Genomic DNA, 22,791 nt, shown 5'->3' on the forward strand with positions numbered 1-22,791 from the left:
TCGCTCAGGCGGCGCTCTGCGACGGCGCGAACTGCGTGTGGTAGAGGTCCGCGTACCGCCCGCCGCGCTCCAGCAGCGTCGTGTGCGTGCCCTGCTCGACGACGCGCCCGTGCTCGACCACCGCGATGGTGTCCGCGGCCCGGACCGTCGAGAGCCGGTGCGCGATGACCACGGACGTGCGGCCGACGAGCGCCTCGGTCAGCGCCTCCTGCACGGCGTGCTCGGACTCGGAGTCCAGGTGGGCGGTGGCCTCGTCGAGGATGACGACCCGCGGCGAGGCCAGGAGCAGGCGCGCGATCGTCAGGCGCTGGCGCTCGCCCCCGGAGAGCCGGTGCCCGCGCTCCCCCACCACCGTGTCGAGGCCGGCGGGCAGCGCGTCGAGGAGGTCGCCGAGCCGGGCCCGGACCATCGCCTCGCGCAGCTGCGCCTCGGTGGCGTCCGGCGCGGCGTAGAGCAGGTTGGCCCGGACGGTGTCGTGGAACAGGTGGCCGTCCTGGGTGACGACGCCCACGCCGTCGCGCAGGTCGGCGAAGGAGAGCTCGCGCACGTCGACCCCGCCGACCGTGATCTCCCCGGAGTCGACATCGTAGAGCCGCGGGATCAGGGAGGCGATCGTCGACTTCCCCGCCCCGGACGGCCCGACCAGCGCGAGCATCCGCCCGGGCGCGACGGTGAGGTCCACGCCGTGCAGGACCTCGTGCCCGGCGCGGTCGTCGAGCCTGCTGACCTCCTCCAGCGAGGCCAGCGACACCGACGACGCCGAGGGGTAGGTGAAGTGCACCGCGCGGGCCGTGACGCCGAGCGGGCCCGCGGGCAGCGGGGTCGGGCGCTCCGGTTCCTCGAGGGCCGGCTCCAGGTCGAGCACCTCGAAGACGCGCTCGAAGCTGACCAGCGCGCTCATGACGTCGACCCGCGCGTTGGCCAGCGAGGTCAGTGGCGCGTACAGGCGCGTGAGCAGCAGCGCGAGGCTGACGACCGTACCGGCGTCGAGGCGCCCGGTGACCGCGAGCCAGCCGCCGAGCCCGTAGACCAGCGCCTGGGCGAGCGCGGCGACGAGGGTGAGGCAGGTCAGGAAGACGCGGCTGACCATGGCCGTGCGCACGCCCACCCCGCGCACGCGGTCGGCGCGGTCACCGAACTCGTCGGCCTCGGCCTGGGGACGCCCGAAGAGCTTGACCAGCGTGGCGCCGCCCGCCGAGAAGCGCTCGGTCATCTGGCCGGTCATCGCGGCGTTGAGGTCCGCGGACTCGCGCTGCAGCGCCGCGATCTTGCGGCCCATCCGCCGCGCGGGCAGCAGGAAGATCGGCAGCAGGACGAGCGCCAGCAGCGTCACCTGCCACGCCAGGGCGACCATCACGACGATCGCCAGGACCAGCTGGATGACGTTGGTGACGAGGCCCGAGAGCGTCGAGGTGAAGGCGCGCTGGGCCCCGATCACGTCGTTGTTGAGCCTGCTGACCAGCGACCCGGTGCGCGTGCGGGTGAAGAACGCCAGCGGCATGCGCTGGACGTGCGCGAACACGGCCCGGCGCAGGTCGTAGATCAGCCCCTCGCCGATGCGGGCGGACAGCCAGCGCTCGCCGAGGGTCAGCCCCGCGTCGAGCACCGCCAGGCCCGCGATCACCAGCGCGATGGTGACCACGACCGACGGCGCCGACCTGTCGGTGATCGCGGTGACCACGCGCCCGGCCAGCACGGGCACGGCGACGCCGATCACCGCCGAGGACGTCGAGAGCAGCAGGAAGACCGCGAGCGTCCTGTGGTGGCGCGCGGCGAAGCGCCAGATGCGCGGCAGCGTCCCCTTCGGCACCGACCGCGGCACCGTGCCCGCCTGTGCCGCGGACTGCATCAACGACCAGGCGTCCATCGCCCGCTCCCGTCGCTCGTGAGGACCGTCTGCCCCGCGAGCGTGCGACCTCGACGATGGTCGAGGTCAAGGGGCGACTACTTCTTCTTGGTGCGCGTGGCTCCCCCGCGCCCCCGCAGCGTCACACCCGATTCCGAGAGGACGCGGTGCACGAATCCGTACGAGCGTCCCGTGGACTCGGCGAGCGAACGGATGCTCGCGCCCTTCTCGTACTTCTTCTTCAGGTCGTTGGCGAGCTTGTCGCGCTGGGTGCCGGTGATCCGCGCACCCTTCTTCAGGTCGGCCATCTCGTGTCCACCCCTCGTCCCACCGCAGGTCCGGTCGACCCATGATGATCGTTCGGAGGAGTGTGCGCCATCGCACATTTCCCGTGATCGGTAAGCGGTTCGGCCGATCGGAGTGATCGACGTCCGTTTGTCTGATCCTTCGGGAGCTGCACTAACTCGTCACTGAATGTGCGTTCACTAGGCGAGCTCGACGAGTTCCAGGTGATCGGCGGAGAAATGGTCCTCGGTGCCGTCGGGCAGCAGGATGACGCGCTCGGGCTCGAGTGCCTCGACCGCACCGGGGTCGTGGGTGACGAGCACGACCGCGCCCTCGAAGCGCCGCAGGGCGTCGAGGACCTTCTCGCGGCTCGCCGGGTCGAGGTTGTTGGTGGGCTCGTCGAGCAGCAGCACGTTGGCCGCGCTGGACACGAGGCCGGCGAGGGCGAGGCGGGTGCGCTCGCCGCCGGACAGCGTGCCCGCGGGCTGCTCGAGCTGCTCGCCCGTGAACATGAAGGCGCCCAGCAGCGTGCGCAGCTGCTGCTCCGGGGTGTCCGGGGCCGCGCTGCGGGCGTTCTCCCAGACGCTGCGCTCCATGTCGAGCGTGTCGTGCTCCTGGGCGAAGTAGCCGGTGCGCAGGCCGTGGCCGGGCACCACCTCGCCGGTGTCGGGGGTCTCGGCGCCCGCGAGGATGCGCAGCAGCGTCGTCTTGCCCGCGCCGTTGAGCCCGAGGATGACGACCCGCGAGCCCCGGTCCACCGCGAGGTCGACGCCGGAGAACACCTCGAGCGAGCCGTAGGTCTTCGACAGGCCCTCGGCGGTCATCGGCACCCGGCCGCACGAGGCGGGCGCCGGGAAGCGGATGTGGGCGACCTTGTCGTCGACGCGCTGCTCGTCGAGGCCGTCGAGCATCGCCTGCGCGCGGCGTGCCATCTGCTTGGCCGCGACGGCCTTGGTGGCCTTCGCGCCCATCTTCGCGGCCTGGACCTGCAGCGCGCCCGCCTTCTTCTCGGCGTTGGCGCGCTCGCGGCGCCGCCGGGCCTCGTCGTCGGCACGGGCCTGCTGGTACTTCTTCCAGCCCATGTTGTAGACGTCGAGCTCGCCGCGCGTGGCGTCGAGGAACCACACCTTGTTGACCACGGCCTCGATGAGCTCGGTGTCGTGGCTGATCACCACGACCCCGCCCTCGTGGGCCTGGAGGAACGAGCGCAGCCAGCCGATCGAGTCGGCGTCGAGGTGGTTGGTGGGCTCGTCGAGCAGCAGCGTCGTCCCGGCGTTGCCGCCCGCGTCACCACTGGCCGCGAACAGGATGCGGGCGAGCTCCACGCGCCGGCGCTGACCGCCCGAGAGCGTGCGCAGCGGCTGGGTGAGCACCCGGCCGGGCAGGCCGAGGTTCGAGCAGATCCGCCCGGCCTCGCTCTCGGCGGCGTAGCCCCCGAGGTCGGCGAAGCGCTCCTCGAGGCGGCCGTACTTCGCGATGGCCTTGTCGCGCGCCGCGTCGTCGGCGAGCTCGGCCATCGCGGTCTGGGTCTTCTCCATCTCGCGCAGCAGCTCGTCGAGCCCGCGCGCGGAGAGCACCCGGTCGCGCGCCAGCACCGTGAGGTCGCCCTCGCGCGGGTCCTGCGGCAGGTAGCCTACCGGGCCCGTCGAGCGGATGGTGCCGCCGTAGGGCTCGCCGACGCCCGCGAGGCAGCGCAGGCTCGTCGTCTTGCCCGCGCCGTTGCGCCCGACCAGACCGATCCGGTCGCCCGGCTGGACGCGCAGGGTCGCCCCGGCGAGCAGGACGCGGGAGCCTGCGCGCAGCTCGAGATCGGACGCGGTGATCACTGGAGAAGTCCTCGGTGAGGGGTCGTCGGGGCGGGCGGACGCGGCCTCGCCGAGGGTCCAGTTTACCTGGCGCTGATCCTCGTTCCCCGCTCTAGGGTGCGCGCATGACCGACGCCACGTCCCCTGTCCCCCGGGATCTCACCGGCCGCGCGGCGCTCGTCACGGGCGCGAGCCGCGGGATCGGCCTCGGTGTCGCCCGGCACCTGCTCGAGCGCGGGGCCGCGGTCACCATCACCGCGCGCAAGCAGGCGGAGCTGGACGAGGCGGCGGCGTCGCTGGGTGCGCCGGACCGGGTGCTGGCCCTGCCGGGCAACTCGGGCGACGCGGCGTCGCGGACCGAGGCCGTCGACCGGACCGTCGAGCGCTTCGGGTCGCTGGACGTGCTGGTCAACAACACGGGCATCAACCCGCAGTACGGCCCGCTCGTGCACGCCGACCTCGCCGCGGTGTCGAAGATCTTCGACGTGAACGTCGTGGCCGCGCTGGGCTTCGTCCAGGAGGCCTACCGCGCGTGGATGGGCGAGCACGGCGGCGCGGTCGTCAACATGGCGTCGGTGGGCGGCTTCCGCTCCAGCGGCGTGATCGGCGCCTACGGGGCGTCGAAGGCCGCGCTGATCCGGCTCACCGAGGAGCTCGCGTGGCAGCTCGGGCCCACGATCCGGGTGAACGCCGTCGCGCCCGCGGTGGTGAAGACCCGCTTCGCCGAGGCCCTCTACGTGCAGGGCGAGGACGAGGTCGCGTCGCGCTACCCGATGAAGCGGCTCGGCACCCCGGAGGACGTCGCCGCCCTGGTCGGGTTCCTCGTGTCCGACGCGGCGTCCTGGATCACCGGAGAGACCGTGCGCGTCGACGGCGGGATGCTGGCGACCGGGAGCACGTGACGCCCGGTCATGAACCCAACGGCCATCTCAACCGGACACGGGCACAATGGACGTGATCAGGAGGTGCCCATGGGTCTGTTCAGCAGGTGGCGCCGCGGCGGCGGCTCGAGCGGTGTGGGCGCGGGCGGCCAGCGCCAGGTGCTCGACCGCGAGGGCGGCCCGGCGGACCTCGAGCACCTCCGGGCCTTCGCGAAGTCCCGCGAGGGCGTCGCGTTCTACGTCGAGCCGGAGACCACGGCGACCGACACCACCGTCGTCGCCGTGGCGTTCGACGGCGAGTGGACGCGCCGGCGGGTCGGCACGCCGCGGGCCGCGGAGAAGCTGGCGCGCTCGGTGAAGGTCGCGTGCCACGACGTCACGGTCACCGGGTACCCGCCCGAGATGCGCCGCTGGAACGCCCGGGCCAAGGCCGACCGCGCCGCCCTGGAGGAGATGGCGCGCGCCGAGGCCGAGGACCGCGACAGGTGAGTCCCGCCGCCCCGGTCGCCGACGTCGTCGTGGCCGGCGCGGGACCCGCCGGCCGGGCTCTCGCGCGCTCGTGCGCCGCCCGCGACCTGCGCACCCTGCTCGTCGACCCCCGCCCGCAGCGGGCCTGGACCCACACCTACGGCGCCTGGACCCACGAGCTGCCCGACGACCTGCCCGGCGAGCTCGTCGCCGCGCGCGGGCCGGGCGTGGCGATCGCGCAGCGCACCCACGAGCTCCCCGACGAGTACGTCGTGCTCGACACCGCCGCGCTCCAGGCGCACCTCACCGACCCCGTGGTCGCCGTCCGGCGCGGGCGCGGTGTCGGTGTGACCCCGGCCGGCGCCGGGCGCCACCCGTCCCTGGTGCTCGAGGACGGCAGCACCGTCACCGCCCGCGTCGTCGTCGACGCCACCGGCGCCCGCCAGGCCCTGGCCCGGCGCGGGACGGCCCGCGAGATCGACAGCGGCCGCCCGCGGGCCGAGCAGACGGCGTTCGGGGTGGTCGTGCCCCGCGCGGTGGCGGCCCGGGTCAGCGGCGACCGGCTGCTGTTCATGGACTGGCGCCCCGCCCACGGCCGGCCCGGCTGGCCGACGTTCCTCTACGCGGTGCCCCTCGACGACGAGCGGGTGCTGCTCGAGGAGACCTCGCTCGCCCGCCGTCCGGGGCTCCCCATGCCCGAGCTGCGCGCCCGGCTGCGGGCCCGGCTGCGCGCGGCGGGGCTGACCGACGCGGAGATCCCCGACGACCCCGCCGACGTCGAGAAGGTGCGCTTCCCCGTCGACTCGCCGCGACACCGCTCCCCCTCGGGCGTCGTCGCGGTCGGCGCGGCCGACCCGCTCGTGCACCCGGCGTCGGGCTTCAGCCTCGCCACCTCGCTGTGCCTGTCGCCGCGCGTCGCCACCGTGCTCGCCGACGCCCTCCGCGGCGGGACGGAGCCGATCGGCGTCGCCCGCGCGGCCCGCCGGGTCGTGCGCTCCCCCGCGGCGGTCACCGTGCACGCCCTGCGCCGCCGCGGCCTGGAGACGCTGCTGGCGATGCCGCCCGGCGAGGTGCCGGCGTTCTTCGAGCGCTTCTTCTCGCTGCCCGACGGCCACCGCCGCGCCTATCTGGACGCCCGTGAGGACGTCGGCGCATCCCTGGCGGCCATGACGTCGTTGTTCGGACGACTGACACCCCGCCTCCGCGGTCACCTGATCAGGGGAACGCTGTTCGGGGCCCGGAGCGTCCGAACGGAGCAGTAGCGGTACGCTCGCGAACCGTAATCGTGACGGGTTCGTGACCCGCCACCGAGGAGGAGGGATTCTCCGCGATGGGTGCTTACCAGACCGTGGCCGTCGGCACGGACGGCTCGGAGTCGTCGTTCCGCGCCGTCGACCGCGCGGCGACGATCGCGGCCGACAGCAAGGCCCTGCTGCTCATCATCTGCGCCTACAAGCCGGCGAAGTCGACCGGCGAGGCCGAGCAGGCGCTGGGCGAGGACGCGGCCTTCCACGTCATCGGGTCGACGCCGGCCGAGGAGACGCTGCGCGACGCCCGCGAGCGCGCCGCCGCCAAGGGCTCGGTCGAGATCGACACCGTGGCCGTGCAGGGCGACCCGATCGAGCGGGTCGTCGAGGTCGTCACCGACCGCAAGGCCGACCTGGTCGTCGTCGGCAACCGGGGCCTGAACAGCCTCGCGGGCCGCCTGCTCGGCTCGGTCCCGCAGGGCATCTCCCGGCGCGCCGGCAGCGACGTCCTCATCGTCCACACCACGTGACGGCGGGTCCGGACCCCGCGCCCGCCGACGCCGAGCGGTGGGCGCGGGCGCAGGAGCGGATCGAGGACCTGCTCCTCCGCGGCCCCCGGACCATGACGCGCGGCGAGGTCCAGGACCGCACCGGCTTCACCCCGGAGCACACCTCGCGGCTGTGGAGCTCGCTCGGCTTCCCCGCCACGCCAGACGACGTGCGCGGGTTCGCCGAGGCCGACGTCGACGCGCTCGAGCTCTCGGGGCGCCTGCTCGACGAGGACACGTTCGACGAGGCCGAGGAGCTGGCAGTCGCCCGCGCGCTCGGCCAAGGCCTCGGCCGCCTCGCCGAGTGGCAGGCGACGCTCGTGCGCCGCACCATCGCCGACGCGGGCCTCGCCCACGACCCGGACGCGATCGTCGACGCCGTCGAGGCGCTCGTCCCGACCCTCGAGAAGCTCCAGTCCTACGTTTGGCGCCGCCACCTCGCCGTGACCGCCGGGCGGATGCTCTCGACGCTCGCCCGCCCCGACGGTGACGGGCCGTCGGAGAACCGCGTCGTGGTGGGCTTCGCGGACATCGTCGGGTTCACCAGCCTGTCCCGGAAGATCGACGAGGTCGAGCTGCGCGCGCTGCTCGAACGCTTCGAGACGGTGTCCGCCGACGTCGTCGCGCGCCGCCGCGGGCGCATCGTCAAGACCCTCGGCGACGAGATCCTCTTCGTCTGCGAGCGCGTCGAGGACGCCGTCGACATCGCCTTCCGCCTCCACGAGGAGGTGCCCGACGACGAGGGCCGCCTCGCCCTGCGCGTGGGGCTCGCGCTCGGCGAGGTCCTCCCCCGCTACGGCGACGTCTACGGCCCCGTCGTCAACATCGCCAGCCGCCTGACCTCCGAGGCGCGCCCGGGCACGGTGCTCGTCGACGAGGACCTCACCGAGGCCCTGCGCGCCACCGACCTGGACCTCGAGATCCGGTCGGTACCCGGCGTCGCCGTCCGCGGCTACCGGCACCTGCGCCCGCACGTGGTGCGCGAGCGCCAGCGTTAGCAGCGAACGCCCTATCGGCGTGCTCAATGGGATGTTCGCTGCTTCTACGCGTCGGAAGTCCCCGTTGATCACCGCGGCTTGGTGACCGCGATGCACCGAAGGGCACGTTCGGCATGATCACCCGGTCTCCGGGCCTGCGGGACGTGCCCCTCGTGCCTCGTCAGGCGGCGATCTCCCGGCGGAGCGGTGTCTCGCCCACGTGCTCCGGGACGTACCGACCGGCGGACAGGAACCAGGCGACGGCGGCGAGCACCGCGGCGGCGGCGGCGCACGACATGCCGAGGGCGATCGACTCCACGAAGCGCAGGGTGGTGACCTGGCCGGCGGGGAGCGGGCCGGCGACGAGCGCGACCACCGCGAGGGTCAGCAGCGCCGCGGGCCAGGCGGGGTCGAGCCAGCGGCTCATGAGCAGCACCACGACTCCCGCGACCGGCAGCACCAGGGCGAGCATCGCCCAGAACGACCAGGGCCGGAGGGTGGTGTCCTCGGTGAGGAGCAGGAACGGGCCGTAGGCGGTCGCGCCCACGGCGCCGACGGTGAGCCCGGCCGCGACGACCCGCTCGCGGACCCGCGGGAGCGCCCCCGCGGCGCTGCGGGCCAGCACGAGCGCGGCGATCACGACCATCGGCAGGACGACGGCGCGGGCGTCGGTGAGCGTGGCGTCCAACGGCAGGGACCGCGCGTCGCGCCCGACCAGCGGGCCGAGGCCGGCGCTGACGTCGAGGACCGCGACGGGCAGCGCGACGACGAGAGCGGCACGGCGCACCCCGACGAGGAGCAGGACCAGCACGGCGACCCACAGCAGGTCGTACAGCCCGAACTCGAAGGGGCTGCCGCCCGCGAAGCTCGCCGACGTCTCGACGAGGTGTCCGTCGGCGCCGAGCGACCACGTCGCCGGGGTGGAGAGGTAGCTGTCCACCATCGACCACAACGTCGAGGATGCACGCGCCGCCATGAGCGACGCCGCGACCAGCGCGACGAGCCACAGCGTCGCCCGGGACGGGCGCCCGGCGGCCCGTAGGCGTGTGGTGACGGCCAGCCGCGCGGTCGCCGCGACCTCGCCGGCGCCGGGCCGGGCGTCCTGCTCGCGGTGCCCGGCGAGGTAGACGTCGACCATCTCGTCGCCGTAGCGCTCGCGGTACCAGGCCGGCAGCAGGCCCAGCAGGCGTCGGTAGCGGTCCTCGGTGCTCACGCGCTCGCCTCCCCCGTCGGGAGCCCCGGGACCCGGCGGCTCGCCCGTCCTCGCTCGAGTGCCACGTCGGCCATGTGGGCGCGTCGCCCGGCGTCGCGGACGAGCTCGGCCATCCCAGTGTCGGTGATCCGGTAGTACCGGCGCGCCCGGCCCTGGTGGATCTCCTCGCGGTCGGGCTCCACCAGCCCGTCGGCGCACAGCCGGTCGAGGGCGCCGTAGAGGGTCCCGACGCGCAGGGTCACCTCGCCGCCCGAGAGCTCGCTCGCCGCGCGGACGATGCCGTAGCCATGGAGCGGCTCGGCGGAGAGGGCCGTGAGCACCAGGAAGGTCTGCTCCGACAGGGATCGTCGTGCCATGCATCGATATATATCGCAATGCGAGGCATGGGAACAACGATCTCCCCGAACGAGTGAAGGGCGCCCTCGCTGCTCATGGAGCAGGGAGGGCGCCCTTCGGTCCCGCGAGAGAGTGCTAGACGGTGAAGCCGAGCGCGCGGAGCTGCTCGCGACCGTCGTCAGTGATCTTGTCCGGACCCCACGGCGGCATCCAGACCCAGTTGATGCGCACGTCCTTCGCCAGTCCCCCGCCGGGGCCCTGGGTCAGGGCGGCGCGGGCCTGGTCCTCGATGACGTCGGTCAGCGGGCAGGCCGCCGAGGTCAGCGTCATGTCGAGGGTGACCACCGGGCCGGCCACGTCCTCGGAGCCGCCGTGCACGTCGATGCCGTAGAGCAGGCCGAGGTCGACGACGTTGATCCCGAGCTCGGGGTCGACGACGTCGCGCATGGCCTCCTCGAGGTCGTCGTAGGAGGGCAGGTCGGCGCTCTGGGCCGGGGCCTCGGGCATCCCGGCCGCGCCGCGCTGAACGGTCTCTTCGGTCATGGGTTACCTCCAGCTTGAGCCTGGGCGACGGCGTCCTTGAACGCCAGCCAGCCGAGCAGGGCGCACTTCACGCGCGCCGGGTAGGCGGCCACGCCGGCGAACGCGACGGCGTCGTCGAGCACGTCCTCGTCCGGCTCGACCTTGCCCCGACCCTGCACCATCTCCTGGTAGGCGTCGAGGGTCTCGAACGCCTCGCCGACGGTGTGCCCGACGAGCAGGTCGTAGGCCACCGACGTCGCCGCCTGGCTGATCGAGCACCCGAGCGCGTCGTACGAGAGGTCCTCGACCTTGGCGTCGCGCCCCTCGCCGCCCGACAGGTGCACGCGGACGGTGACCTCGTCGCCGCAGGTCGGGTTCACGTGGTGGACCTCGGCCTCGAACGGGTCGCGCAGCCCGCGGCCGTGCGGGTTGCGGTAGTGGTCCAGGATGATCTCCTGGTACATCGAGTCGAGCTTCACGAGGGCACCACCCCGAAGAACTCCTGGGCCCGCCGCACCCCGGCCACCAGCGCGTCGACCTCCTCGAGCGTGTTGTAGACGTGGAAGCTCGCGCGGATCGACGACTGCACGCCGAACGCCCGGTGCAGCGGCCACGCGCAGTGGTGCCCGACGCGCACGGCGATACCGGAGTCGTCGAGCACCTGCGAGGCGTCGTGCGGGTGGATGCCCTCGATCTCGAAGGCCACCGCCCCGCCGCGGGCCTCGGTGGAACGCGGGCCGATGATCGTGACGCCGGGCAGGTCCTGGAGCTTGACCAGAGCGGCGCCGGTCAGCTCGTTCTCGTGGGCCTTGACGGCGTCCATGCCGATCGCCGAGAGGTAGTCGACGGCCGAGCCGAGCCCGATGGCCTGCGACGTCATCGGCACGCCGGCCTCGAACCGCGCCGGCGGCGGCGCGTAGGTCGAGCCCTCCATGCGGACCAGCTCGATCATCGAGCCGCCGGTGAGGAACGGCGGGAGCGCCTCGAGCAGCTCGCGGCGCCCGTAGAGCACGCCGATCCCCGACGGCCCGAGCATCTTGTGCCCGGAGAACGACGCGAAGTCGACGCCGAGGGCGTGCAGGTCGACCGGCGCGTGCGGCACCGACTGGCAGGCGTCGAGCACCGTGTAGGCGCCGACCGCGCGCGCCCGCCGCACCAGCTCCTCGACCGGCGGGACGGTGCCCAGCACGTTCGACTGGTGGGTGAACGCGACGACCTTGGTGCGCTCGGTGATCGGGTCGTTCTCGAGGTCGAGCCGCCCGTCGCGCGTCACCGAGAACCACCGCAGCGTCGCCCCGGTGCGCCGGCAGAGCTCTTGCCACGGCACGAGGTTGGCGTGGTGCTCCATCTCGGTCGTGACGATCTCGTCGCCCGGCCCGAGACGGAAGCGCTCGGCGGCCGCCTCGACACCGTCGCCGACGGACGCGTTGCTCATCCCGTAGGCGACGAGGTTGAGCCCCTCGGTCGCGTTCTTCGTGAACACGATCTCGCCGACGTCCGCGCCGACGAACGCCGCGATCCGCTCGCGGGCGGACTCGTAGGCGTCGGTGGCCTCCTCGGCCAGCGCGTGCGCGCCGCGGTGCACGGCCGCGTTGGACGTCTCGAGGAACGAGCGCTCGGCGTCGAGCACCTGCCGCGGGCGCTGGGAGGTCGCGCCCGAGTCCAGGTAGACCAGCGGCTTCCCGTCGCGGACGGTGCGGCTCAGGATGGGGAAGTCCGCACGGATCTTCGCGACATCCAGGGTCGCACCCCCGGCAGCGGTGGGTGCGAGTGCGGTCATGCCGGCTGCTCCTCCTTGGCGCCCGTGAAGCGCTCGTAGCCGTTCGTCTCGAGCTCCTCGGCGAGCTCGGGCCCGCCCGACTCGGCGACGCGGCCGTTGACGAACACGTGGACCTTGTCCGGCGCGATGTAGCGCAGGACCCGCGTGTAGTGGGTGATCAGCAGGATGCCGACGTCGGAGGCGGCCTTGTAGTCGTTGACGCCCTTCGACACGACGCGCAGGGCGTCGACGTCGAGGCCCGAGTCGGTCTCGTCGAGCACGGCGATCTTCGGCTTCAGCAGCGACATCTGCAGCACCTCGTGGCGCTTCTTCTCGCCGCCGGAGAAGCCCTCGTTGACGCTGCGCTCGGCGAACGCCGGGTCGATGTCGAGGTCGGACATCGCGCCCTTGACCTCCTTGACCCAGTGCCGCACCTTCGGCGCCTCGCCGCGCGTGGCGGTGGCCGCCGAGCGCAGGAAGTTCGACATCGAGACGCCGGGCACCTCGACGGGGTACTGCATCGCCAGGAAGAGCCCGGCGCGCGCACGCTCGTCGACCGCCATCTCCAGGACGTCCTCGCCGTCGAGGAGCACCTGGCCCTTCGTGACGGTGTACTTCGGGTGGCCCGCGATCGAGTACGCGAGCGTGGACTTGCCGGAGCCGTTCGGACCCATGATCGCGTGGGTCTCGTTCGAGCTCACGGTGAGGTCGACGCCGCGGAGGATCTCCTTGGGGCCGGACTCGGTCTCGACCTCGACGTGCAGGTCGCGGATCTCGAGGGTGGACATCAAGCCTCTTTCAGCAGTACGTGGTGGAAGGGGGGATCAGTGCCGGCTCAGACGCCGACGACCTCGAGCTCGGCCTCGATGGCCGCCTCGAGACGGTCGCGCAGCGCCGGCACGCGGACCTTCTGGATGACCTCGCCGAAGAAGCCGCGGACGACCAGTCGGCGGGCCTGGGCCTCGGGGATCCCCCGCGCCATCAGGTAGAACAGCTGCTCGTCGTCGAACCTTCCCGTGGCGCTGGCGTGGCCGGCGCCGAGGATCTCGCCCGTCTCGATCTCGAGGTTCGGCACCGAGTCGGCGCGGGCGTTGTCGGTGAGCAGCAGGTTGCGGTTGAGCTCGTAGGTGTCGGTGCCCTCCGCGGCCTTGCGGATCAGCACGTCGCCGATCCAGACCGTGTGGGCCGCCGTGCCACCCTCGGCGCCCTGCAGCGCGCCCTTGTACATCACGCGCGAGCGGCAGTTCTCGACCGAGTGGTCGACGAGCAGGCGCTGCTCGAAGTGCTGACCGCCGTCGGCGAAGTACAGCCCGTCGAGCTCGACGTCGCCGCCAGGCGCCCGGTAGTTGATGACCGGGGACAGGCGCACGAGGTCGCCGCCGAGCGTCACCGAGGTGTGCCGGATCGTGGCGTCGCGCCCGACCGAGAGGTGCTGGGCGCCGACGTACACGGCGTCGTCGGCCCAGTCGTGCACCTCGACGACCTCGAGCTTGGCGCCGTCGGCGACGACGAACTCGGTGTTCGCCGCGACGGTGCCGGAGCCGCGGTGGTCGAGGACCACGACGGCCTCGGCGTGATGCTCGAGGCGCAGCTGCAGGTGGGCGTACGCCGTCTCGCCGGCGCCCGGCCCGGTCACCGTGATCGTGAGCGGCTCGTCGTCCGAGCGCGCCTCGTTCACCGTCACCACGTGCACCTGCTCGACCGACGACCAGGCCTGCGCGGCCACGCGGTCGGCGGGGATGCCGCCGTCGCCGAGGCGCGGGTCGTCCCGACCCACGGTCTCGTGCCGCGTCCCCGTGCCGGCGAGGTCGGTGGCGCTGTCGCCGAACCCGGCGCGCACCGACACCGCGACCGCGCCGTCGGCGCTCGCCGAGCCGTCGTGGAGCCCGCGCAGGCGGCGCAGCGGCGTGAAGCGCCACTGCTCCTCACGCCCGCGCGGGACCTCGAACGACTCGACGTCGTAGGAGGTGTGTCGCTCCTCCCAGGGAGCGGTCTTCGGGCTGCTGGCCGTCTTGATCCCCGGGTCCACGTCGAGGACCGGGGCGCCGGGGGCGGTCGTCGTGCCGCCCCCGGTCTGCGCAATCGGCTCGGTCATCCGACCGCACCCTCCATCTGCAGCTCGATCAGGCGGTTGAGCTCGAGCGCGTACTCCATGGGGAGCTCGCGCGCGATGGGCTCGACGAACCCGCGCACGATCATCGCCATGGCCTCGTCCTCGGTGAGGCCGCGGGACATCAGGTAGAAGAGCTGGTCCTCGCTGACCTTCGAGACGGTCGCCTCGTGGCCCATCGTCACGTCGTCCTCGCGGACGTCGACGTACGGGTAGGTGTCCGAGCGGCTGATCGTGTCGACCAGCAGCGCGTCGCACTTCACCGTCGACCGCGAGTGGTGCGCGCCCTTGTTGACGCGCACGAGGCCGCGGTAGCTGGTGCGCCCGCCGCCGCGCGCCACCGACTTCGAGATGATCGTCGACGACGTGTGGGGCGCGAGGTGCACCATCTTGGCGCCCGCGTCCTGGTGCTGGCCCTCGCCGGAGAACGCCACCGAGAGCACCTCGCCCTTGGCGTGCGGCCCGGTCAGCCAGACGGCCGGGTACTTCATGGTCACCTTGGAGCCGATGTTGCCGTCGACCCACTCCATGGTCGCGCCCTCTTCGGCCTTGGCGCGCTTCGTGACCAGGTTGTAGACGTTGTTCGACCAGTTCTGGATGGTCGTGTAGCGGCAGCGGCCGCCCTTCTTCACGACGATCTCGACGACCGCGGAGTGCAGCGAGTCCGACGAGTAGATCGGCGCCGTGCAGCCCTCGACGTAGTGGACGTAGGCGTCCTCGTCGACGATGATCAGCGTCCGCTCGAACTGGCCCATGTTCTCGGTGTTGATCCGGAAGTAGGCCTGCAGCGGGATGTCCACGTGGACGCCCTTGGGCACGTAGATGAACGAGCCGCCGGACCACACCGCCGAGTTGAGCGCGGAGAACTTGTTGTCGCCGGCCGGGATGACCGAGCCGAAGTACTCCTCGAACAGCTCCGGGTGCTCGCGCAGCCCGGTGTCGGTGTCCATGAAGATGACGCCCTGCTCCTCCAGGTCCTCGCGGATCTGGTGGTACACGACCTCGGACTCGTACTGCGCCGCGACACCGGCGACCAGGCGGGCCTTCTCGGCCTCGGGGATGCCGAGCTTGTCGTAGGTCGCCTTGATGTCGTCGGGCAGGTCCTCCCAGCTCTGGGCCTGCTTCTCCGTCGACCGCACGAAGTACTTGATGTTGTCGAAGTCGATGCCCGAGAGGTCGGAGCCCCACTGCGGCATCGGCTTCTTCTCGAACGTGCTCAGCGCCTTGAGGCGCGCCTGCAGCATCCAGTCGGGCTCGGACTTCTTGTCCGAGATGTCGCGCACGACCGCCTCGTTCAGGCCTCGCTGCGCGCTCGCCCCGGCGACGTCGCTGTCGTGCCACCCGAACTGGTACTGCCCGAGCGCCGCGAGGGTCTCCTCCTGGGTGAGCTCGGTCGGGGCGGTGGGGGTGGTCCGCTCCGCGGAGGTGGTCATACGACCTGCCTTCCCTTGACGTCGGTGGTGGTGGAGCCCTGCTGTCGGGACACGTGCGTGGTGCACGCGGCGTCGCCGCGCGCGATGGTGGACAGCCGCTGGACGTGGGTGCCCAGGAGCTCCGCGAAGACCTCGGTCTCCGCCTCGCACAGCTGCGGGAACTCGGCGGCCACTCCGGCCACCGGGCAGTGGTGCTGACAGAGGGCCTCGCCCGCCGTGGTGGCACGGGACGAGGCCGCGTAGCCCTCGTGGGAGAGCGCGCCGGCGAGCGCGTGCACCCGCTCGGCCTGGTCGGCGTGGGCGCCGATCTCCTCGCGGTGCTCGGCGAGCATGCCCTCGACCCGCCGGCGGGCGAACGCGCGGACCGCGTCGTCCCCCAGCACGTCGGACAGCTCGCGCAGCACCGCGACGGCGAGCTCGGCGACGTCGTTCTCGTCGCCCCCGGCGCGCCGGCGACCCTGCTCGGTGAGCAGGTGCTGTCGGGCGGGACGCCCGCGACCGCGACCGGCGCGGGGAGCGTCCCGGGTGGTCACCGTGGCCTCGGCGATCAGCGCGTCGAGGTGCCGGCGCACCGCCGCCCCGGACAGCCCCAGCACCCCGGCGAGGTCCTTCGCCGTGGTGGGGCCGTGCTCCAGGAGTCGGCGGACGATGAGGTCCCGCGTCCGGCCGTCGTGCCCGTCGACGCTCATTGTCCTCACCTCCTGCACGTGCTCGGTCGGGTCGGCCTTCTTTTGACAACACCAGTCTTGCTTATTTGTCGCCGCCCGGCAAAGCGGACCCCCGGACCGGGCGGGGTGATCGCACTCACGAAGGGTTACCTACCCTCACTCCGCGCACCGGGGTCGCGGGGTGCACCGGCCGGGGGTCCCGATCGCCCTCGGTATCGTCCCCGACCGTGACCGGCACGACGGAGGCCCCGCAGGTGCCTGCTGCCGTGCCCCCCTCCGGATCCCACGACGCCCCCGCCGTGACGCCGCCCGGCGCGCAGCCTCCCCCGCCGACGCCCGACGAGCGCCGCCGCCTGCGGATCGTGCGCCGCTTCGGCACCACCGGCGCGCTGCTCATGGCCGTCGGCGCGCTGGGGTGCGGGGCGACGCCGGCCCCGGCCTACAACCCGCTGCTCGGCACCCGCGTGCTCGGGCTGTGGGGCCGGATGCCGACGGTCTCGCTGACGCTCGCCTACATCGGCATGGGCATGCTCGTGCTCGCCTGGCTGTGGCTCGGGCGGCTCGCCTGGCCCGGCCGCGTGCGCCTCTCGGTGCGCCAGCTGACGCGCATCCTCGTCATGTGGATGGCGCCGCTGGCCGTCGCGCCGCCGCTGTTCTCCACCGACGTCTACGGCTACCTCTCCCAGGCCGAGGTCGTCTCCCGGGGCTTCGACCCCTACATCTACGGCGCCGCGCAGGCCCTCGGGCTCTCCGACCCGTTGGTCGCGAGCATCCCGACGATCTGGCGGACCACGCCCTCGCCGTACGGGCCCGGCTTCCTGACGTTCGGGCGCCTCATCACCGGCATCGCGGGCGACGACATCGTGCTCGGCGTCTACCTGCACCGCGCGCTCGCGCTCGCCTCGCTGGGCCTCGTGATCTGGGCGGTGCCGCACCTCGCCCGCCGCGCCGGCGTCGAGCCGATCGCCGCGCTGTGGCTCGCGATCAGCCCTCTGGTCCTGTTCCACCTGGTCAGCGGCATCCACAACGACGCGATCATGCTGGGCGTCGTCCTCGCCGGCATGGAGATCGGCATGCGGCGCTCCTGGGTGCTCGGCGCGCTGCTGATCGGGCTCGGCGCCTCCGGGAAGATCCCCGCCGTGGTGGCCCTCGGCTTCCTCGCCGCGCACGTCGCCCACGAACGGGGCGGCGGGTTCGCGCGCCTCGTGCGCTACGGCGCGGGCTGCTCGGCGCTCGGGCTGGGGATGGTCGTCGCCGTCTCGGTCGGCAGCGGGCTGGGATTCGGATGGATCCAGGCCCTCGCGGTGCCGAACCTGCTGCGCAGCTGGCTCTCGGTCACCACCGACCTCGGCGTGCTCGGCGGCTGGCTCGGCGGGATCCTCGGCCTCGGCGACCACACCGACGCCGTCCTCGACCTCACGCGCGCCGCCGGGCTCGGCGTCGCCGCCCTGGTGTGCGTGCTGCTGGTGTTCATGGTGCTGAACGGGCGCCTGCACGCCGTCGCGGGCATGGGCTACGGGTTCGGCGCGGTGTTCCTCGCCGGGCCGGTGCTGCACCCCTGGTACCTGCTGTGGGCCGTCGTCCCGCTGGCCGCGTCGGTGCGCAACCCGAAGATCCGCGGGTTCGCCGTCGCCATCTGTGCGATCGTCGCCCTCCTGGTGCCGCCCACGGGCGCCGACTTCTCGTTCCGCACCTACCAGCTGCCCATGGCCATCACGGCCGCGGCGCTGCTCGCGCTGGTCCCGCTCGTCGCCGTGCGCGGGCGCGTGACGCGCACACCGGCCACCTAGGCTGTCGGGCGTGTCCGGATCCGCAGGCGCGCTGGAGGTGCGCGACCTCGTCGTGCGCTACCAGGGCCGGCCGGCCGTGGACGGGCTCGACCTGGACCTCGCGCCGGGCCAGGTGCTCGCCCTGCTCGGGCCCAACGGCGCCGGCAAGACCACCACCGTCGAGGTCTGCGAGGGCCTGCGCACCCGTGACGCGGGCCAGGTCCGGGTGCTCGGCACCGACCCGGCCGGCGCGCCCGACGCCCTGCGCGCCCGCATCGGCGTGATGCCGCAGGGCGGCGGCGCGTACCCCGGCGTGCGCGTGCGCGAGATGGTCGGCCTCGTCGCCACCTGCTCGGCGAACCCCCTCGACCCCGACTGGCTCGTCGAGACGCTCGGCCTCGCCGCCTGCGCCCGCAAGCCCTACAAGCGCCTGTCGGTGGGCCAGCAGCAGCGCCTCGCCCTCGCGTGCGCCGTCGTCGGGCGCCCCGAGCTGGTGTTCCTCGACGAGCCCACCGCGAGCCTCGACCCGCAGGGCCGCCGCCTCGTCTGGGACCTCGTGCGGGCCCTGCGCGCCGACGGCGTCGCGGTGCTGCTGACCACGCACCTCATGCAGGAGGCCGAGACCCTCGCCGACCACATCGTGATCATCGACCACGGGCGATCGGTCGCCGAGGGCAGCCCGGACACGTTGACCGCCGCCGGCGCCGACCGCGAGCTGCGCTTCCGCGCCGCCGCGGGCATGGACCTGCGCCTGCTCGCCGACGCGCTCCCCGAGGGCTGCACGGTGTCGGAGCCGAGCGCGGGCAGCTACCTCGTCGAGGGCTCCATCGACCCGCAGGTCCTGTCCACGGTGACGTCGTGGTGCGCGCGCCAGGGTGTGCTCGCCGACGACCTGCGCGTCGCGCGCCGCAGCCTCGAGGACGTGTTCCTGGAGCTCACGGGGAGAGAGTTGCGGTCGTGACGTTCTCCCCCGGCACCTTCACCCCGGCGCCCGGTCGCGGACAGCTGGGCCGGATGCTCGCCACGCAGGTGGTCCTCGAGACCAAGCTGGCGCTGCGCCAGGGCGAGCAGGTCCTGCTGACGCTGATCATCCCGCTCGCGCTGCTCGTCGGGCTCACGCTGCTGCGGGTCGTCCCGCTGCCCGAGCCGCGGGCGACGTCCGCGCTCGGCACGGTCCTGGCGCTCGCGATCATGTCGACGGCGTTCACGAGCCAGGCGATCTCGCTGGGCTTCGACCGCCGCTACGGGGTGCTGCGCCGGCTCGCGGCCACCGCGGTCCCCCGCTGGCTGATCGTGTGCGGGCGCCTCGGCGGGATGGCCGCCGTGGTGCTCGTGCAGGTCGTGGTGCTCGCGGTCGTCGCGATCGCGCTGGGCTGGCGGCCGGGCGCGGGATCGCCGGGCTGGGTGTGCCTGCTCATCGTGCTCGGCACGGCGGCGTTCGGCGCCGTCGGCGTGCTGCTCGGCGGGACGCTGCGCGCCGAGCTCACGCTCGCCGTCGCCAACGTCGTCTGGTTCGTCCTGCTGTTCGCGGGCGGGGTGCTCGTGCCCGCCGCCGCGCTGCCCGGGCCGCTCGCCACCGTCGTGCAGCTCCTGCCGTCCGGGGCGCTCGCGGAGGGCCTGCGCACGGCACTCGCCGGCGGCACGCCGTCGCTCGGGCACGTCGTCGTCCTGCTCGTCTGGACGCTCGTCGCGGGCGGCGTCGCCACCCGCACCGTGCGTTGGAGCTGACTCCCTACGACGCGACGTAGGATCACGCCTGTGCTGGAGCGTCTCCCCGCCACACCGCCCCGGCTGATGCACGGCCTCGCGATGGCCGCCGTCGTCGGCCAGGCCGGGATCGCGGTCACCGGTGCCGTCGTCCGCGTGACCGGGTCCGGGCTCGGGTGCCCGACCTGGCCCGAGTGCTTCCCGGGCAGCCTCGTCCCGGTGCCGCACCCGGAGATCGCGGTGCTGCACCAGTGGGTCGAGTTCGGCAACCGCCTGCTCGGGATCGCCCTCGTGCTGATCACCGGCGCCTGCCTGCTCGCCGCCCTCAACGTCCGGCCCCGCCGCGGGCGCCTGATCCTGCTCGCCGCGACGATGCCGCTCGGCGTCGTCGCCCAGGCCGTCATCGGCGGCGTCACCGTGCTCACCGGCCTGGCCTGGTACACCGTCGCGCCGCACTTCCTCGTGACGATCCCGCTGATCTGGCTCGCGGTGCTGCTGGTGCGCGAGTCCTCCCCCGCCGCCCTGGCCACGCCGCCCGGCACGCCGTGGCGCCCCGCCGTCCCGCAGGCACTACGCGGGCTGCTCGCCGTCACCTCGGTGGTGCTCGTCGCCCTGCTCGTCGCGGGCACGCTCGTCACCGCGGCCGGCCCGCACGGCGGCGACGCCGCGACCCCGCGCCTCGAGGCCGTGCCCCTCCCGACGCTCGCGACGGCCCACGCCCACCTGCTCTTCGCGTTCCTCGGCCTGCTCGTCGGCGTGGGCTTCATGGCGCACGCCGTGACCGTGCCGCGCGCGGTGATCCTGCGCTTCCGGGTGCTCGTCGTCCTCACCCTCGCGCAGGGCGCGCTCGGCGGGATCCAGTACGCCCTCGGCGTCCCGGAGCTGCTCGTGGCCCTGCACGTCCTCGGGGCCGTGGTCACCGTGGCCGCGGCCGCCTGGCTCTGGTCCGCGACGGCCGAGCCCGACCCGGCGCCCGACCCCGTCGACAGCCCCGCCCCCGCGCTGGCCGGGCGGTCCTGACCGTGCACGCGATCCAGGTCTCGCAGCTCGGCGGCCCTGAGGTCCTCGACCCCACCGACCTGCCCGACCCCGAGCCGGGCGAGGGCCAGGCACTCGTCGAGCTCGCGGCCGTCGGCGTCAACTACATCGACACCTACTTTCGCACCGGCATCTACCCCATGCCGCTGCCCTTCGTCCCCGGTGTCGAGGGCGGCGGCACGGTGCGCGCTGTCGGCCCGGGCGTCACCACCGTCGCGCCCGGCGACCGCGTCGCCTGGACCAACACCCTCGGCGCCTACGCGACGCTCGCGGTGGTCCCGGAGACCGACCTCGTGGTCGTCCCCGACGCCGTCGACCTCGAGACCGCGACCGCCGTGGCCCTGCAGGGCATGACCGCGCACTACCTGCTCCACGACACCTACCCCGTCGCGCCCGGCGACGACGTCCTCGTGCACGCCGGGGCGGGCGGCATGGGCCTGCTGCTCTGTCAGATGGCGCGCTCGCTGGGCGCCCGGGTCATCGCGACCACCTCGTCGCCCGAGAAGGACGCCCTGGCCCGCGAGGCCGGCGCCGACGAGACCCTGCGCTACGGCGACGACCTCGCCGACCGTGTCCGCGCTCTGACCGGCGGCGAGGGCGTCGCGGTGGTCTACGACGGCGTCGGCGCCTCGACCTTCGACGCCTCTCTCGCCAGCCTGCGCATCCGGGGCGTGCTGGCCCTCTACGGCGCCGCCAGCGGCCCGGTCCCGCCCGTCGACCCGCAGCGCCTCAACAGCGGCGGCTCGCTCTACCTCACCCGCCCGTCGCTGCACTGGCACGTCCGCACCCCCGAGATGCTCGCGGCGCGCGCCTCGGCGGTGTTCTCGGCGGTGGCCGCGGGCGATCTCTCCGTGCGGATCGGCGGCCGCTACGCCCTCGACGACGCCGCGACGGCCCACCGCGACCTCGAGTCCCGCCGCACGACGGGCAAGCTCCTGCTGCGGCCCTGAGGGGCGCCCGGCGAACGGCACCTTCGGCAGGCCGCGACGCTGTTCGATCATGCCGAGCGTGCCGCTCGCTCAGCCGTCCGCACCTCCAGGGCCTCCCGCACCCGCGCAGCAAAGGTCGCCGGCCGCCGGTAGAGGTCCTCCCACGTCGCCGGGATGACGAGCCACCCGGCGGCGCCGAGCACAGCCCACCGCTCCTGGTCGCGGCGCCACTGTTCGGGGTCCGTCCGGTGGAGGTCGCCCTGGTACTCGACAGCGACCTTGAGCTCCGGCCATCCCAGGTCCACGTGGGGGACCCACGCCGCGCGCACCCCCGGCACGGGACACTGCACCACCGGACGCGGGATCCCGTGCTCGACGAGCACCAACCGCAGGCGGGTCTCCGGTGGGCTCCCCGACCCCGGCTCTGCGGCCTCGACGGCCGGCGCGAGCCGCCGGTGTCCCCGGGGACGCGAGCGGCCGCCGACGTGCTCGAGGATCGCCTCGGGCTCGAACTCACCCACAGCCGCCAACGCGTCGAGCGCGACGACGCCCTCGACGAAGTCCACGGCTCGCACGAGGTCGTAGGCCGTGCGCAATGGCGAGGTCACCGACACCCCGTCGACGACGACGATCTCGTCGGGACGCAGGAGGTCCTGCCGGAGGAGCAGGCCCGGTCGCGGGCGATGGCGGCGCGGACCGACGACGAGGTCGACCGGCGCGTCCCGCGGCGCGCAGTCGGCGCCGTGCAGTGCGGCCGCCGCGTAGCCGCCGATCACCGCATCGTCGACGAGCAGCGCCGCGGCATGCGCCCGCGACACGAGGTCGTCGGGCGCCGCCACGGCGACGTGGGTGCCGCGGAACGGGCTACGGAAGCCGGGGCCCGCGAGCCTGCCCCGTGTCGGGGCGCCGGCCTGGCGCGCGTCGCGGGTCCGGAAGGGTCGAGTGGTGTCCACACGGGATTGGAGACGCGAGGAGCCCGATCGGTTCCCTCACGCTCCGAGGAGCACGTTGCGCATGGTCCACAGGCCTCGGCGCCTGCCGAAGGTGCTTCTCGCCGACCCGGCCCGCGAGCCCGGAGCCGCGAGCGGCACGTTCCGCATGATCGAGAGGCGTCCAGGCCTGCCGAACGTGCCCCTCGCGCCGCCGAGACCTAGATGTACTGACCGGACAGGTTGGTCAAGCGGGTGATCGGGGGTCGCCGCTCGGTGGCGCTGTGGGGCCGGTGGTGGTTGTACTCGTGCAGCCAGCCC

Annotated in this window: 22 protein-coding genes and 2 pseudogenes; 10 read left to right on the forward strand and 14 right to left on the reverse strand. The window is 73.6% G+C overall.

Annotated elements, in window-relative coordinates; translation table 11 throughout:
• Nucleotides 1-4 precede the first annotated feature (4 nt).
• The 4 genes and pseudogenes from EV188_RS23965 to EV188_RS33275 all read right to left on the reverse strand — a co-directional run.
• Complete coding sequence (locus EV188_RS23965; protein WP_133828817.1) at nt 5-1,867, reverse strand: ABC transporter ATP-binding protein; 1,863 nt, start codon at nt 1,865-1,867, stop codon at nt 5-7.
• Between the two features lie 77 nt (nt 1,868-1,944).
• A complete protein-coding gene (locus tag EV188_RS23970) occupies nt 1,945-2,154 on the reverse strand; it encodes a helix-turn-helix domain-containing protein (RefSeq protein WP_133828818.1) in 210 nt (69 codons plus the stop codon).
• 177 nt (nt 2,155-2,331) lie between these two features.
• The gene (locus EV188_RS33270) at nt 2,332-3,306 is read right to left on the reverse strand and encodes an ABC-F family ATP-binding cassette domain-containing protein (protein ID WP_424922953.1); all 975 of its coding nucleotides are present in this window, start codon (nt 3,304-3,306) and stop codon (nt 2,332-2,334) included.
• Between the two features lie 75 nt (nt 3,307-3,381).
• Nucleotides 3,382-3,927 (reverse strand): annotated as a pseudogene (locus tag EV188_RS33275) (ATP-binding cassette domain-containing protein); the annotation flags it as partial.
• 134 nt (nt 3,928-4,061) lie between these two features.
• On the opposite strand from EV188_RS33275, the gene EV188_RS23980 reads away from it, so the two are divergent.
• The 5 genes from EV188_RS23980 (at nt 4,062) to EV188_RS24000 (ending at nt 8,078) form a co-directional block, all read left to right on the forward strand.
• The gene (locus EV188_RS23980) at nt 4,062-4,838 is read left to right on the forward strand and encodes an SDR family oxidoreductase (RefSeq protein ID WP_133828820.1); all 777 of its coding nucleotides are present in this window, start codon (nt 4,062-4,064) and stop codon (nt 4,836-4,838) included.
• A 69-nt stretch (nt 4,839-4,907) separates the two neighbouring features.
• On the forward strand, nt 4,908-5,306 hold the full coding sequence (locus EV188_RS23985) for a hypothetical protein (protein ID WP_133828821.1): 399 nt from the start codon (nt 4,908-4,910) through the stop codon (nt 5,304-5,306).
• On the forward strand, nt 5,303-6,547 hold the full coding sequence (locus tag EV188_RS23990; RefSeq protein WP_133828822.1) for a lycopene cyclase family protein: 1,245 nt from the start codon (nt 5,303-5,305) through the stop codon (nt 6,545-6,547). Before EV188_RS23985 ends, EV188_RS23990 begins: the two co-directional genes overlap by 4 nt.
• Before the next feature lie 68 nt (nt 6,548-6,615).
• On the forward strand, nt 6,616-7,062 hold the full coding sequence (locus tag EV188_RS23995) for a universal stress protein (RefSeq protein ID WP_133828823.1): 447 nt from the start codon (nt 6,616-6,618) through the stop codon (nt 7,060-7,062).
• On the forward strand, nt 7,059-8,078 hold the full coding sequence (locus EV188_RS24000) for an adenylate/guanylate cyclase domain-containing protein (RefSeq protein WP_133828824.1): 1,020 nt from the start codon (nt 7,059-7,061) through the stop codon (nt 8,076-8,078). Before EV188_RS23995 ends, EV188_RS24000 begins: the two co-directional genes overlap by 4 nt.
• Nucleotides 8,079-8,238: 160 nt before the next feature.
• Here EV188_RS24000 and EV188_RS24005 read toward each other — a convergent pair whose 3' ends face one another.
• The 9 genes and pseudogenes from EV188_RS24005 to EV188_RS24045 all read right to left on the reverse strand — a co-directional run.
• Nucleotides 8,239-9,270 (reverse strand): hypothetical protein, encoded by a 1,032-nt coding sequence (locus EV188_RS24005; protein WP_133828825.1) that lies wholly within the window; start codon nt 9,268-9,270, stop codon nt 8,239-8,241.
• Entirely contained in the window at nt 9,267-9,626 is a 360-nt protein-coding gene (locus tag EV188_RS24010; protein WP_243741956.1) for a PadR family transcriptional regulator, read from the reverse strand. The genes EV188_RS24005 and EV188_RS24010 overlap by 4 nt, the downstream gene beginning before the upstream one ends.
• A gap of 115 nt (nt 9,627-9,741) precedes the next feature.
• On the reverse strand, nt 9,742-10,149 hold the full coding sequence (locus EV188_RS24015) for a metal-sulfur cluster assembly factor (RefSeq protein WP_133828826.1): 408 nt from the start codon (nt 10,147-10,149) through the stop codon (nt 9,742-9,744).
• Entirely contained in the window at nt 10,146-10,607 is a 462-nt protein-coding gene (sufU, locus tag EV188_RS24020; RefSeq protein ID WP_133828827.1) for a Fe-S cluster assembly sulfur transfer protein SufU, read from the reverse strand. The genes EV188_RS24015 and sufU overlap by 4 nt, the downstream gene beginning before the upstream one ends.
• Complete coding sequence (locus EV188_RS24025) at nt 10,604-11,908, reverse strand: cysteine desulfurase (protein WP_133828828.1); 1,305 nt, start codon at nt 11,906-11,908, stop codon at nt 10,604-10,606. Before EV188_RS24025 ends, sufU begins: the two co-directional genes overlap by 4 nt.
• Complete coding sequence (sufC, locus tag EV188_RS24030; protein WP_133828829.1) at nt 11,905-12,675, reverse strand: Fe-S cluster assembly ATPase SufC; 771 nt, start codon at nt 12,673-12,675, stop codon at nt 11,905-11,907. Before sufC ends, EV188_RS24025 begins: the two co-directional genes overlap by 4 nt.
• Before the next feature lie 47 nt (nt 12,676-12,722).
• Nucleotides 12,723-13,982, reverse strand: coding sequence for a Fe-S cluster assembly protein SufD (gene sufD, locus EV188_RS24035; RefSeq protein ID WP_133828830.1), 1,260 nt, complete (start codon nt 13,980-13,982; stop codon nt 12,723-12,725).
• Nucleotides 13,979-15,430, reverse strand: coding sequence for a Fe-S cluster assembly protein SufB (gene sufB / locus EV188_RS24040; protein WP_133828831.1), 1,452 nt, complete (start codon nt 15,428-15,430; stop codon nt 13,979-13,981). The genes sufD and sufB overlap by 4 nt, the downstream gene beginning before the upstream one ends.
• Nucleotides 15,427-16,170 (reverse strand): annotated as a pseudogene (locus tag EV188_RS24045) (helix-turn-helix transcriptional regulator); the annotation flags it as partial. The pseudogene EV188_RS24045 and the gene sufB, both read right to left, overlap by 4 nt.
• A gap of 155 nt (nt 16,171-16,325) precedes the next feature.
• On the opposite strand from EV188_RS24045, the gene mptB reads away from it, so the two are divergent.
• The 5 genes from mptB to EV188_RS24070 are packed head-to-tail and all read left to right on the forward strand — an operon-like array spanning nt 16,326 to nt 21,562.
• A complete protein-coding gene (gene mptB / locus EV188_RS24050; protein ID WP_166660041.1) occupies nt 16,326-17,888 on the forward strand; it encodes a polyprenol phosphomannose-dependent alpha 1,6 mannosyltransferase MptB in 1,563 nt (520 codons plus the stop codon).
• Nucleotides 17,889-17,898: 10 nt separating this feature from the next.
• Nucleotides 17,899-18,828 (forward strand): ABC transporter ATP-binding protein, encoded by a 930-nt coding sequence (locus EV188_RS24055; RefSeq protein ID WP_424922952.1) that lies wholly within the window; start codon nt 17,899-17,901, stop codon nt 18,826-18,828.
• Between the two features lie 53 nt (nt 18,829-18,881).
• Nucleotides 18,882-19,595, forward strand: a complete 714-nt coding sequence (locus tag EV188_RS24060; protein WP_133828870.1) for an ABC transporter permease — start codon at nt 18,882-18,884, stop codon at nt 19,593-19,595.
• 30 nt (nt 19,596-19,625) lie between these two features.
• On the forward strand, nt 19,626-20,594 hold the full coding sequence (locus tag EV188_RS24065) for a COX15/CtaA family protein (RefSeq protein ID WP_243741957.1): 969 nt from the start codon (nt 19,626-19,628) through the stop codon (nt 20,592-20,594).
• 2 nt (nt 20,595-20,596) lie between these two features.
• Nucleotides 20,597-21,562 (forward strand): quinone oxidoreductase family protein, encoded by a 966-nt coding sequence (locus tag EV188_RS24070; RefSeq protein ID WP_133828833.1) that lies wholly within the window; start codon nt 20,597-20,599, stop codon nt 21,560-21,562.
• Between the two features lie 47 nt (nt 21,563-21,609).
• Here EV188_RS24070 and EV188_RS24075 read toward each other — a convergent pair whose 3' ends face one another.
• Complete coding sequence (locus EV188_RS24075; protein WP_133828834.1) at nt 21,610-22,494, reverse strand: hypothetical protein; 885 nt, start codon at nt 22,492-22,494, stop codon at nt 21,610-21,612.
• Nucleotides 22,495-22,791: the final 297 nt, after the last annotated feature.

The sequence above is a fragment of the Actinomycetospora succinea genome, from assembly GCF_004363095.1.
In the GTDB taxonomy this organism is placed as follows: Bacteria; Actinomycetota; Actinomycetes; order Mycobacteriales; family Pseudonocardiaceae; genus Actinomycetospora; species Actinomycetospora succinea.